Genomic DNA, 12,846 nt, shown 5'->3' with positions numbered 1-12,846 from the left:
AGAGATTTTGAGTAGAAATTCTCGATTTGAACATCGTGATAAGCGCAGAAAGGCGAATATGGTGCTTAACATATTAATTGGTATCGTTGTGGTGCTTATTTTGGTTGTCGCATCGAGTTTGTTAATTTTTAATAAACCGAAAGATACAGATGTAGCGAAAGAACCATCAAAAACGGCGCCTGCAACAAGTGAAAATAAACAAAACTCAGAAGAAGATGTGAAAGATCAAAAGAAAGACACATCCGATGATTCAGATGCAAAAAAAGAGGACTCATCTGATCAAGACGACGATACGAAGAAGACAGATGATGAAGAAGAGCCTAATAAAGATGCGTTAAAAGACGCCAAAGAAACAGACGGCGGCAAAACGAGTGACGTAGACAAAACATATGAAAGCGATGACTGGGAGCCTGTAGGAACAGAGCAATCCGGTTCACATACAGCAACCTATGATTCTAACTCAAAAGACTGGAAAGAAATGATTAAAGCCATGTCCTACGCGACGGGAATTTCAGAAGATCAAATGACGGTTCTTTGGTTAGGAAATAACGGAGGCCCTCAAGATGCAAAGGGAACCATCCGTGACAAATCATCAGGTGAACGCTACCGCGTGGAAATCACATGGGTAGATGAAAAAGGCTGGAAACCTGTAAAGGTTGAAAAATTAAAATAAACATGAAAAAAAGATAGCAGCCATGCTATCTTTTTTATTTAGATATTCGCCTTAAAATGAACAACCGCTGTATACAAAATCCGGTCATCAATTACAGTCGTTTGATGACTGACAGAATGAACAGTCAGCAAGATTGCCTGATTATGTTCAATTTGTTTTTGGATCTTTTGTTCAAGTTCTTTTAAAGACGATGCTTCAAAGAATTCAATTTTATCCTTTAGAAAATCCAACTGAAAATCCATTTGATTCACTCCTCCATACTCTCCATTCATCTTAATCTCTCTCCTCTAAAAGGGCAAATATTTTTCTACCCCTCCCAGTATTTTTTAGTAGGAAAGAAACAGAAGATGTGGTAGGATAAGAACTGTTCGACGAATTAAAGCATACTATACGCATAGGAATAAATAGATAAAGTGGAGGGAAAGAAAATGGGACGTGAGTTTCTTTCTTTATTTGATCATTGGGCTGAGTCTTATGACGACACGGTAAGTGGTCATGACGAGCAGTATGAAGAAGTGTTTCGCCGGTATCCGGCCATTTTAAAAGAGATTGTAGAACGTTCAGGTCAATATGTCCTTGAGTTTGGAAGCGGCACGGGTAATCTAACAGTGGCACTGCTTGCAGCTGATAAGAACGTGTTTGGTGTTGAACCATCAGACGCCATGAAGAAAGCGGCTCTTCAAAAGGGAGTACCCGATGTGTTTCATGATGGGGATTTTTTATCATTTCCAGCGCCGCCATTTGAGCCGGATACGATTGTCAGTTCATATGCTTTCCACCATTTAACGGACGAAGAAAAAAAACAAGCCATTCACACCTATAGCAACATCCTTCACTCAGATGGTAAAATAGTCTTTGCTGATACAATGTTTCAAAATCAAGCAGCACATCAAGCGGAAATCGACAAAGCGAAAGCCGCAGGATTCGATCAGCTTGCTGAGGATTTAGAAACGGAATATTATCCATCCATTGATGTGCTAAAGCAAATCTTTGAAGAAGAAGGTTTTAGCACGTCCTTTCATCAAATGAATGATTTTGTTTGGATCGTAGAAGCGAAGAAAAGGGAATGAAAGGATGTTTTTGATTTGAAAATCGCAGTCATAGGTGCAATGGAAGAAGAAGTGACAATATTAAGAGATCAACTAAAGAATGCTACACAAGAAAACATCGCTGGGTGTGAATTCACAACAGGTGTTTATGAAGATAAAGAAGTGATTTTATTAAAATCAGGGATTGGAAAAGTAAATGCAGCGGTCAGCACAACACTTCTGCTTGACCGCTTTCAGCCGGATTATGTGATCAATACAGGATCTGCTGGCGGTTTCCATCACACATTAAATGTAGGGGATATTGTCATATCTACTGATGTTCGACATCATGATGTGGATGTGACAATCTTTGATTACGAATACGGACAAGTACCAGGGTTGCCAGCTGCTTTCGCTGCAGACGAAAAGCTTGTGAAGCTGGCAGAGGAATCGGCTTTAGAGATCGATCATATTCAAGTGGCAAAAGGAACAATTGCAACAGGAGATTCGTTTATGAATGATCCGGATCGTGTAGCGTTTGTGAGAGAGAAGTTTCCAGAACTATATGCGGTGGAAATGGAAGCCGCAGCTGTTGCACAAGTTTGCCAGCTCTTTGGAACGCCATTTGTTGTCGTTCGAGCGCTATCTGATATTGCAGGGAAAGAATCCAATGTCTCCTTTGATCAATTTCTTGAGCAAGCAGCGATTCACTCAACTGACCTTGTCTTGCGTATGATAAAGCAAACTCAATAAAAGAAGGGGGTTCCCCCTTCTTTTCCATACAAAGGAAGGGAATCATATGGCTGTCATAAAGGATATTACAGAATTAATTGGCCGCACACCGCTTTTAAAGCTGTCAGGGATTGGCATCCCAGATGGTGTAGAGGTGTATGCAAAGCTTGAAATGATGAATCCGGGTGGAAGTATTAAAGATCGTTTAGGTGATATGCTCATAAGAGAAGCATTGGCATCAGGCAAATTGCGTTCAGGCGGAACCATCATTGAAGCAACTGCTGGAAACACAGGAATTGGTCTTGCCCTCAGTGCAAGAAAGCATCAATTGCGGACCATTTTTTGCGTACCAGAACATTTTAGTCAAGAAAAACAACAACTAATGAAGGCGCTCGGTGCAGAGATTATTCATACACCAAGAAAAGAGGGCATGAAGGGTGCGATTGATCGAGCTCTTGAATTAGAGGCAAGCCTTGACAATGCCTATTGCGTTTTACAATTTAAAAACCAAGTAAATCCATTGACTTACTATAAAACGCTTGGCCCAGAGTTATGGTCCGACCTACAAGGAAACATCGATGTATTCGTAGCAGGAGCGGGATCTGGAGGAACTTTTCAAGGGTGTGCTGCCTATTTAAAAGAGCAGCATCCGGCGTTAAAAACAATTGTTGTCGAACCTGAAGGATCGATTTTAAATGGAGGAGATCCGGGCCCGCATAGAACGGAAGGAATCGGCCTTGAATTTATCCCAGATTATATGGAATCTGCTTTATTCGATGAGATTTACACGGTCAGTGATGATGTTGCTTTCCAAATGGTGAAAGAAGCTGCTGAAAAAGAAGGCGTTCTCATTGGAAGCTCTTCAGGTGCCGCATTATATGCCGCTTTAGAGGAAGCAAAGAAGGCAGCACCTGGGACAGTCATTGTCACCATTTTTCCTGACAGCAGTGAACGGTATTTAAGTAAAGGAATTTATGAGGGAGGAAAATAGAATGAAACCAAAAACAATGATGATACACAGCGGAACAACTGGTGATGAAAAAACGGGCGCTGTGTCTGTTCCGATATACCAAGTGAGCACTTATAAGCAGCCGAAAGCAGGCGAACATACAGGGTATGAATATTCTAGAACAGCGAATCCAACAAGAACGGCACTTGAAACCGTCATTCGTGATCTTGAAGGGGGAGCAAACGGCTACGCATTCGGTTCAGGGATGGCTGCCATTACGGCAGTCATGATGCTGTTTAACAGCGGAGATCATATTGTCCTGACAGATGACGTGTACGGCGGAACCTACCGCGTCATTACAAAGGTACTAAACCGTATTGGCATTCATGCGACCTTTGTGGATACAAGTGATCCTGAAGCGGTGAAAAAAGCAATTTTACCCGAAACAAAAGCGGTTTACATTGAATCACCAACCAATCCTTTACTGAAAATGACTGATCTCAAAGCGATCGGCCAATTGACAAAAGAAGCCAACATCTTAATGATTGTTGATAATACATTTTTTACACCTTATTTCCAAAAACCGATTGAATATGGGGCGGACATTGTCCTCCATAGTGCCACTAAATATTTAGGCGGCCACAGTGATGTCGTAGGCGGGCTTGTTGTAACAGCGACGAAAGAGCTTGGAGAAGAACTTCATTTTGTTCAAAATTCTACTGGTGGAATTCTTGGACCGCAGGATTCATGGCTTCTCATGAGAGGGATCAAAACGCTTGGACTAAGAATGGAAGCACATCAACAAAATGCGCAGAAAATTGCTGAGTTTTTAGAACAACATCCAGCGGTCACACGTGTTTATTACCCAGGTCTCGGTGCTCACCCTGGACATGAACTTGCGAAAACGCAAGCATCAGGCTTCGGCGGAATGATCTCTTTTGATATTGGAAAAGAAGAACATGTCGATGTGTTTTTAAGCCAGCTTAAGCTGTTTACAATCGCAGAAAGCCTTGGAGCGGTTGAAAGCTTAATCTCTGTTCCTGCTCGAATGACTCATGCGTCCATTCCGAAAGACCGCCGGAAGGAGCTTGGCATCACTGATGGTTTAATTCGTATATCCGTTGGGATTGAAGATGTGGATGATTTACTGAATGATATGAAGCAAGGACTAAACGCACTAGTGAATGGATAGATTTACATGCCACTACCTTTCTTTTACTATGTTAAGCTATCAATAGACATGTTAAACAGGAAGGTGATTCAAGTGAAGAAAAAGTGGAGTGGTTTAGTGACAGATTACAAGCAGTACGCTTTTATTTTGCTTGCTGTCAGCACCTTTTTATATATTGGTACGATCATACCAAACCAGCACATCGAAGCATCTCCAAAAATGCTGATGATGGGAATTGATTGTGTTTTCTTATTAGCAGCTTTTCTTTGTGTCAGACGCGCGATCTTTTTTCAAAAGAAACTGCAAGAACTAGATGAAGATTAATTCGAAAAGTCTCCTCATATACGTGAGGGGGCTTTTTTGATTGTATTGGACAAACGGACAAGAATAACTGTAGAAATTTAGTCAAAAACACAAAAATCATCTATATTACTAAAAACAGGTTTACAAAATGGTGCTTGCTGGATATACTTACAAAGTAATTAAAAACGTAAAGGAGGCTGAAGAATATGTTATTCGTATCTACTTGTGATCAATTCAACCAACAATTTCATCATGTCATCAGCCTGTGGAAGAGCTCGTGTCCTTCCTTTACCTTATACGGTGCACGCTTCAAAACTGTTTAAGTAAACGAGGATTTCACGCATCATCCATTGCAGGTTGGAAGACATTGTCTTTTGATCTGCATTTTTGTGTGCCCGCAGGTCAACTGATAAAGAAGATCTGCGGGCTATTTCGCATGCTGCGAACTGAAGGGAGGTGAGCGTATATGACAATCCATTTATTCTTTATTACATTGACGATTCAGCGTAAATACAAAGACATTGAGACCGTTCTTTATGAACAACAAGTCGAAACATTTTATGAAGAAATGAAGCAGAAACAACTAAAGTATATGAACTAAAACAGGAAAAGAAAAATTGGAAAAGGAGGAGATTGACATGTTTATGATGCTTGCAATGCTTGATTGTTATACTAGGGAGAAGGACCAGGTTTAGACACGCTCCACATTGATCACCTGCACATATGATATCCGTAAAAGGAGATTGTGAGGTGATCAATGAATGTCGATGTCACCATATATGAGGTTTCCGTCAGTGGGGCACGGGTATACGTCCATTCCGCATTCCTTAAAGCACGGGTACGGCAATCCATACCGGATGCAAAGAGAGCAACAAGAAATGCTTAGACGCTATATGTACAATTACAATTATCCAACTTATTGGTATTAAAGAAAAGGAGCAGGAAACAATACGTTTCCTGCTCCTTTTACATTAGTAAATCCAGCTTGCACCGATGATGATCAACAAAATGAACAGTACAACAAGCAATGCGAATCCGCCTGCAAAACCGCCACCGTAACCACCGCAGTCTCCAGAATAACCGCCACCAAAGCCCATAATCTAGCACCACCTTTATCTAATCAAGATACATTCATAAAATATGCAGCTCATGCAGAAAACGAAATCAATCTGAGCACAATTAATGAAAACGCCTATTCAGATCAAAATTTTTTAAAGTTCTGCGAAACATTTTCTGAAAAGGTGCCGTCTAATCAATGACAACTAATTAGGACTAGGTCTTAAACTTTGTTAGGCGAGAGCCGATATGAAAAGTAAGAAAATTCGTAAATAGTCTTATTTACTGGTGCAAAGCAGGTGTTAACATTGATTCAAAGCTGGATTGGAAAACAAATGAGGGAACCAAAAGGCTTGTTCTCAAAATGGGTTGCCCGCTATATGGAAAAAAATCATCATAATATCAATGAATGGACGATTCAACTCTTAAATATACAAGAAAACGACCGAATTTTAGAAATCGGAACTGGAAGAGGCATGACATTATCGAAGGTAGCAGAAAAACTTGATCGCGGTAAAGTATGTGGAGTGGATGCCTCTCGTCATATGATCAAATATGCAAAAAGAAAACATAAGAAGCTTGTAGAACAGGATAAAGCCGTCGTGACTCTTGGTAAAGCTGAGCATTTACCTTTTGAAGACAGATCATTCAATAAATTATTTACGGTACAGACCATCTATTACTTGAAGGATATTGAGCAGGTCATGAAGGAAGTGTACCGCGTCCTTCAAGTGGATGGAGAAGTATTCTTATCTTTCCAACAGCAGGAACTGATGAAGGAACAAAAACGGTCACAATCTTTTTCATCGTATAGTGAACAAGAGATCAGCCGCCTATTTTCAGCGTATCACTTTAGAGAAGTTTCGGTTTATCACTATGATACATACATCTGTATCAAAGCGTTAAAATGATGAAAATATTTCCCAGGTAATGAACAAGCATTCAAAAAGAGGCTCTTCGTCAAAGGAGCCTCTTTGCTTACAATTGTACCCGTGATTGATGGGACGCAAAGTTAAAAAAGACTCTTCATCAGAAGAGTCTTTTCAATGTTATGTAGGCGCCAGCCAGGTGTGTAAGGAATGATAGTATATATAAGGAATTTGTTTGTCGATTAAGGATACCTGTCTGGCTTATTTCTTATATCGACACCATTCTTCAAAAGTTTAGCTTTTTTTTCAATATTTTCTTTTTTATTTGACTGGAAGATACATTTTTCTCCCCCTGATAGACATTCTTCGCTTTTTTTTCATCCATTGTGCCATTTGAAGCAGGGAATTGCTTCATAAATAGAGAAAATTGTAGAGACTTCATTTTTAAACAAAAAGGGAGGAATGAAAACATGTCGGGAAACAAAGGTGTCGTTTATAAAGGAGCAGGAAATGTAGCAGTTGAGGATATTGGATACCCTGATTTGATTTTAAGAGATGGCCCGGGTGTACCGAAAGCCAATGTGGGGCGCAAATGTGAGCATGGCGTCATTTTAAAAGTAGTGACGACGAATATTTGCGGAAGTGACCAGCACATGGTGAGAGGTCGTACTACTGCGCCTGAAGGACTAGTCCTTGGTCATGAAATTACAGGTGAAGTCGTTGAGGTTGGACGAGATGTGGAGTTTATTCAAAAAGGAGACCTCGTGTCCGTTCCATTTAATATTGCTTGTGGACGCTGCGTCATGTGCAAGGAACAAAAAACTCATGTGTGCTTAAATGTAAACCCGGACCGTCCAGGCTCTGCCTATGGATACGTCGATATGGGCGGATGGGTTGGCGGTCAATCCGAGTACGTCATGGTCCCATATGCAGATTTTCAGCTGCTCAAATTTCCAGACAAAGATCAAGCGATGGAGAAAATACTTGATCTGACGATGCTTTCCGATATTTTCCCGACAGGTTTTCACGGTGCTTATACGGCTGGAGTAAAGCCTGGTTCGACTGTATATATTGCTGGTGCCGGGCCAGTAGGTCTTGCCGCAGCACATTCCGCTCAGCTCCTTGGCGCCTCTGCGGTCATTGTCGGTGATTTGAATGAACAAAGGCTGGAGCAGGCCAGAAGCTTTGGCTGTGAGACGATCAATTTAAGAATACATGATCGAATCGGCGAACAAATCACGAATATCTTAGGAGAGCCAGAAGTTGACTGTGCCGTCGATTGTGTCGGCTTTGAAGCGTCAGGTCATGGAGATCAAGGAGAAGCACCTGCAACCGTTTTAAATACAATTATGGATATTACCAAAGTTGGCGGTAAACTCGGAATCCCAGGACTTTACGTCACAGAAGACCCAGGTGCCGTGGATGCTGATGCAAAAGTTGGTTCTCTGAAAGTGCGAATTGGACTTGGCTGGGCAAAAGCCCATACCTTTGTGACAGGTCAAACCCCTGTCATGCAATATCACCGCAGTCTAATGAAATCCATTTTAAGCGGACGAGCACAAATCGCCAAAGCAGTGAATGCAACCGTCATTAACCTTGATCAAGCTCCTCAAGGATACAGCGACTTTGATTCGGGTGTGGCGAAGAAATTTGTGATTGACCCGCACGGAATGCTTTCTCGATAATTTTTAACATGGAAGGGGCCGCTCAATAAAATGGGACGGCTCTTTATTGTGGAAAATCACATAGAATATACAAATCCATTTCAAAGGGGAGGAATCAGATGAATTCAGATCAGGCTAAAAGAAGAGTTGTAGAACAATTTGGGAGAAATGCAGAAAAGTATGTGACGAGTCAAACTCATGCAAAGGGAGCAGACCTAGATCTAATTGTTGAATGGGCAGCTCCAGAAAAAAGCTGGATCGTACTCGATATAGCAACAGGTGGCGGGCATACCGCAAAAGCACTGGCTCCATATGTGAATCAAGTGTTTGCGACAGATTTAACGAAAGAGATGCTTTCTAATACATCACTTCATTTAAAAGCGTATCCACAAATTTTTTATGTAGTAGCGGATGCAGAAAGCCTTCCTTTTTTAGATGGAACATTTGATATGGTCACATGCCGAATTGCAGCACACCATTTCCCGCACCCTGAACAGTTCGCCAAAGAGGCGTCTCGCGTATTAAAATCAAATGGTCTGTTTTTCTTTATTGATAATGTTTCGCCAAATGATGAAGAGCTTGCACTATTTATCAATCAGCTAGAACGATTGAGAGACCCAAGTCATGTGTCCTGTCTATCTACAGAACAATGGAGGAAATTGTTTTTAGAAGAGGGAATAAAAGAAGTAAGATCAATGGAACGAAAAAAACGTTATCCTTTTCAAGAATGGGTCAAGCGCACAACGAAAACTTTAAAGGAAGAAGAGATTGTTACAGAATACTTGTTAGATGCTAACGAGAAAATAAAGCAATATTATAGATTAAAAATGACAGAGGAAAAAATAGAATCAATAGAGGTGGATGACTGGATCGCTCTTTTCAGGAAAGGATAAAAGTATTTCATTCATACCAGTTAGAAAGGAATCAATCATATGCTGAATTTTAAAGGAAAAACCGTTATCATCACAGGCGCAGCCAATGGAATTGGTGAATCGATCGCCTGGGGCTATGCAAAAGAAGGAGCGCGAGTGGTGCTTGCAGATATAGATGAAGAGAAGGGTAAGCGCTTGGAGGAAGAGCTAAAAAAAGAATCCTTAGAAGCTTATTTTAAAAAAACGGATGTGACACAAGAGAAGGATATTCAACACTTAATGTCGTTTGCGGCGGAGCGCTGTAAAACGATTGATATCCTCATTAATAATGCTGGTGTCATGTGCACAGTATCGCCTTATGAATTAACGGTCGATGAGTGGGATCGTGTGTTACATACGAACCTAAGAGGGACTTTTCTATGTGCAAGAGAAGCAGCACGTTATATAAAAGAGAATCCAAAAGGCGGTTCTATTGTGAACATTTCATCCACCCGCGCGACCATGTCAGAGCCTCATACGGAAGCATATGCTGCATCAAAAGGCGGAATATCAGCACTGACTCATGCCTTGGCTGCTTCTTTTAGCCCGGATCACATCACGGTGAATAGCATTTCCCCTGGATGGATTGAAACGAAGGATGAGGTGAATCTTCGAGAGGTCGACCACAAGCAGCATCTTTCCAATCGAGTCGGGGCGCCAAAGGATATTGTGAAGGCTTGCTTTTATTTAACAGATGAAGACAATCAATTTGTGACGGGTACAGATTTAGTCGTTGATGGCGGCATGACCAGAAAGATGATCTATGCTGATTAACTTGAAAAAAACATTGACGCTTTGATCGAGGCGCAGTACAATATGTAACAATTCAGCTGAAGATCGTGATGAAATAAAGACACAGCGCAAATAGAGAAGAGTACATCATAGCTGTCCCGCACAGAGAACTCCGTTAAGCTGAGAAGGAGCTGGGAAGCATGATGGAACCAAGCCTCTTAGCTCTGCACCGGATTCCTTCGGATGGTGGTGCAGCGAAATTCTCCCGTTACAGAGATGGGTTCATGATGACCTGCTAAGGTTCATCTGGCAACAGATGAATAAACTGAGGTGGCAACGCGGAGTAAATCCCGTCCTCAAGACAGAAATGTCTTGAGGGCGGGATTTTTTTATGACAAATAGGGGGAACAGCTATGAAAAAACATTGGCGGGATATGAGTTTGCTGCTTGGAGCCATCGGAATTGCGAACATAGGAGAATGGATTTATATGATTGCTCTCCATCTGCTCATTTTTCAAGAAACGGGCTCTGTGCTGGCTGTAACAGCCGTCTATATGCTGAGACCGGCTGCAGCTCTTTTGACAAACAGCTGGTCTGGCAGTTTGGTTGACAGGCTGAATCAGCGGAATGTGATGATCAGCTTAGATATCACCCGGGCTATCCTGATCGCATGTGTACCCTTTGCGTTATTTTCAGGACACCTGCTGATCCTGTATGTGATGGTGTTTCTCATTCAAATGGCACAAGCGATGTTTCATCCAGCTTCGATGGTATATATGACAGGATTGATCCCGGCGGATAATCGAAAACGGTTTAATGCCATTCGCTCATTATTACAATCGGGTGGATTTTTACTTGGACCCGCAGCAGCAGGTCTGCTTTTTTTAATCGGTACACCTGTTTTTTCAATTTATATAAATGCGATCTGCTTGTTGATATCTGCTCTGTTAACGATGTGTTTACCGAATTTGCTAAAACAAGATGCTGGCCAAAATGGCTTTTCCCTTTCAATGTTAAAAGAGGATGCGAAGCTTGTTCTTCGGTTTAGTTTGACATCACGCCAGATTATGGCGGTGTATTTATTGTTTAGTGCCGCCATCACGGTGCTTCCTACTGCCATTGACTCTCTTGAAACAGCCTTTGCAAAAGAAGTGCTGCTGCTGACTGATACAGAATATGGTCTTCTTGTCAGTATAGCTGGGGCAGGCATCATCACAGGCGCAGGTCTCAATTCGGTGATTGTGGAGAGGCTGCCTGTTTCGATCATGCTTGGGATTGGCAGTTTGTTTGTTGCATGTGGCTATCTCATTTATGCTTTTTCCAGCACATTGTTTGTAGCCGCTGTTGGTTTTTTTATACTAGCATTCTTTTTAGCATTTGCGAACACAGGTTTTATGACTTTCTATCAAACGAATATCCCGGTAGAGGTCATGGGGAGGGTAGCCAGTTTTTATGCTTTGGTTGAAGCCATTCTGACGATAATGATGACAGGGGTCTCTGGTGGACTTGCACATGTTTTATCAATCCGAACCTCCGTTGTCATCGGGTGTGTATGTATGCTTCTTGTCTGTTTATTGCTATGTTTTGTCATCTTTCGTCCATTGAATGTCAAAAAAATAGTGCATCCTACTTAGAAAATTAAAAAAATTATGTTATGATTATTTAAGTAAGTTAATCAAATTGATGAGAAAAGGAGTCTTACACATGAAAGCACTACGCTGGCACGATCAAAAGGACATTCGACTAGAGGAAATTGACGAACCAACAGTTGCTCCAGGAAAAGTGAAACTAAAAGTAAAATGGTGCGGCATTTGTGGTAGTGATTTACATGAATATTTAGGAGGACCGATTTTCATTCCAGTGAATGAACCTCATCCACTTACAAAAGAAAAAGCACCCGTTACGCTGGGACACGAGTTCTCTGGTGAGGTTGTTGAAGTAGGAGAAGGCGTGAGCAATTACAAAGTAGGCGACCGAGTGGTTGTTGAGCCTATTTTTGCGACTCACGGACACCAAGGTGCTTACAACTTAGATGAAAACATGGGCTTTTTAGGACTTGCCGGAGGCGGCGGTGGATTCTCTGAATATGTATCTGTCGATGAAGAATTACTTCATTTATTACCAGACGAAATCTCATATGAGCAAGGTGCGCTTGTAGAGCCTTCTGCAGTTGCTTTATATGCGGTTCGTTCTAGTAAAGTACAAGCTGGGGATACAGCGGCTGTGTTTGGCTGCGGACCAATTGGCTTACTTGTCATTGAAGCATTAAAAGCAGCTGGTGCTACTGATATTTACGCAGTAGAATTATCTAAAGAACGCCAAGAAAAAGCTAAAGAGCTTGGAGCGATCATTGTTGATCCTTCTCAATATGAAGATGTTGTTCAAGAAATCGCAAGCCGTACAAACGGTGGCGTCGATGTTTCTTTTGAAGTGACAGGTGTACCTGTTGTATTGAAGCAAGCAATCCAATCAACAAGAATTTCAGGTGAAACAGTCATTGTGAGCATTTGGGAAAAAGGCGCAGAAATTCTGCCAAATGACATTGTCATTAAAGAACGTACAGTCAAAGGAATTATCGGCTACAGAGACGTATTCCCATCTGTATTAAACTTAATGAGAAAAGGCTATTTCTCTGCAGATACGCTCGTCACGAAAAAAATCAAGTTGGACGATGTGATCGAAGATGGTTTCCATGCATTAATCAATGAAAAAGATCAAGTGAAAATTTTAGTTAGTGCTGAATAAGTAGGATGACAAA

15 protein-coding genes and 1 pseudogene are annotated in these 12,846 nt (G+C 41.4%); 14 read left to right on the top strand and 2 right to left on the bottom strand.

What is annotated here, in order from left to right; translation table 11 throughout:
• Positions 1–7 precede the first annotated feature (7 nt).
• Complete coding sequence (locus MHH26_RS10700) at positions 8–673, top strand: YrrS family protein (protein ID WP_034661482.1); 666 nt, start codon at positions 8–10, stop codon at positions 671–673.
• A 38-nt stretch (positions 674–711) separates the two neighbouring features.
• Here the strand turns inward: MHH26_RS10700 and MHH26_RS10695 are convergent, their stop codons facing one another.
• The gene (locus MHH26_RS10695; RefSeq protein WP_034620637.1) at positions 712–915 is read right to left on the bottom strand and encodes a YrzA family protein; all 204 of its coding nucleotides are present in this window, start codon (positions 913–915) and stop codon (positions 712–714) included.
• A 186-nt stretch (positions 916–1,101) separates the two neighbouring features.
• Between MHH26_RS10695 and MHH26_RS10690 the strand changes: the two genes are divergently transcribed.
• From MHH26_RS10690 to MHH26_RS10660, 7 genes are all read left to right on the top strand, one after another.
• Positions 1,102–1,743, top strand: a complete 642-nt coding sequence (locus MHH26_RS10690; protein WP_106031258.1) for a class I SAM-dependent DNA methyltransferase — start codon at positions 1,102–1,104, stop codon at positions 1,741–1,743.
• A 15-nt stretch (positions 1,744–1,758) separates the two neighbouring features.
• Positions 1,759–2,454: a 5'-methylthioadenosine/S-adenosylhomocysteine nucleosidase gene (gene mtnN / locus MHH26_RS10685; RefSeq protein WP_034661478.1), complete on the top strand. Its 696-nt coding sequence runs from the start codon at positions 1,759–1,761 to the stop codon at positions 2,452–2,454.
• A 46-nt stretch (positions 2,455–2,500) separates the two neighbouring features.
• Positions 2,501–3,424 (top strand): PLP-dependent cysteine synthase family protein, encoded by a 924-nt coding sequence (locus tag MHH26_RS10680; protein WP_340973414.1) that lies wholly within the window; start codon positions 2,501–2,503, stop codon positions 3,422–3,424.
• A 1-nt stretch (position 3,425) separates the two neighbouring features.
• Positions 3,426–4,574, top strand: a complete 1,149-nt coding sequence (locus MHH26_RS10675; protein ID WP_106031260.1) for a bifunctional cystathionine gamma-lyase/homocysteine desulfhydrase — start codon at positions 3,426–3,428, stop codon at positions 4,572–4,574.
• Positions 4,575–4,646: 72 nt separating this feature from the next.
• Positions 4,647–4,877: a YrhC family protein gene (locus MHH26_RS10670; RefSeq protein ID WP_041815772.1), complete on the top strand. Its 231-nt coding sequence runs from the start codon at positions 4,647–4,649 to the stop codon at positions 4,875–4,877.
• Positions 4,878–5,322: 445 nt separating this feature from the next.
• Positions 5,323–5,457, top strand: a complete 135-nt coding sequence (locus tag MHH26_RS10665) for a YrzI family small protein (protein WP_008342648.1) — start codon at positions 5,323–5,325, stop codon at positions 5,455–5,457.
• Positions 5,458–5,623: 166 nt separating this feature from the next.
• On the top strand, positions 5,624–5,785 hold the full coding sequence (locus MHH26_RS10660; RefSeq protein WP_212040727.1) for a hypothetical protein: 162 nt from the start codon (positions 5,624–5,626) through the stop codon (positions 5,783–5,785).
• Between the two features lie 42 nt (positions 5,786–5,827).
• Here MHH26_RS10660 and MHH26_RS10655 read toward each other — a convergent pair.
• Positions 5,828–5,911: pseudogene (locus MHH26_RS10655) on the bottom strand (YjcZ family sporulation protein); the annotation flags it as partial.
• Positions 5,912–6,220: 309 nt separating this feature from the next.
• Between MHH26_RS10655 and MHH26_RS10650 the strand changes: the two are divergent.
• The 6 genes from MHH26_RS10650 (at position 6,221) to MHH26_RS10625 (ending at position 12,833) form a co-directional block, all read left to right on the top strand.
• Positions 6,221–6,823 (top strand): class I SAM-dependent methyltransferase, encoded by a 603-nt coding sequence (locus tag MHH26_RS10650; RefSeq protein WP_307500681.1) that lies wholly within the window; start codon positions 6,221–6,223, stop codon positions 6,821–6,823.
• Between the two features lie 428 nt (positions 6,824–7,251).
• Complete coding sequence (gene fdhA, locus MHH26_RS10645; protein ID WP_340973412.1) at positions 7,252–8,466, top strand: formaldehyde dehydrogenase, glutathione-independent; 1,215 nt, start codon at positions 7,252–7,254, stop codon at positions 8,464–8,466.
• A gap of 98 nt (positions 8,467–8,564) precedes the next feature.
• Entirely contained in the window at positions 8,565–9,338 is a 774-nt protein-coding gene (locus tag MHH26_RS10640) for a class I SAM-dependent methyltransferase (RefSeq protein WP_034661467.1), read from the top strand.
• Between the two features lie 42 nt (positions 9,339–9,380).
• On the top strand, positions 9,381–10,130 hold the full coding sequence (locus tag MHH26_RS10635) for an SDR family oxidoreductase (protein WP_307500679.1): 750 nt from the start codon (positions 9,381–9,383) through the stop codon (positions 10,128–10,130).
• Positions 10,131–10,501: 371 nt separating this feature from the next.
• Complete coding sequence (locus MHH26_RS10630; protein WP_340973410.1) at positions 10,502–11,722, top strand: MFS transporter; 1,221 nt, start codon at positions 10,502–10,504, stop codon at positions 11,720–11,722.
• Between the two features lie 70 nt (positions 11,723–11,792).
• Positions 11,793–12,833 carry a 2,3-butanediol dehydrogenase gene (locus MHH26_RS10625; RefSeq protein ID WP_034661461.1) on the top strand — a complete coding sequence of 347 codons (1,041 nt, stop codon included), beginning with the start codon at positions 11,793–11,795 and terminating at the stop codon, positions 12,831–12,833.
• Positions 12,834–12,846 lie beyond the last annotated feature (13 nt).

The sequence above is a fragment of the Bacillus sp. FSL K6-2839 genome, from assembly GCF_038003365.1.
Taxonomy (GTDB): Bacteria; Bacillota; Bacilli; order Bacillales; family Bacillaceae; genus Bacillus.
The sequence above is the reverse complement of the archived record's forward strand: the minus strand, read 5'-3'. Positions and strand labels throughout refer to the sequence as shown.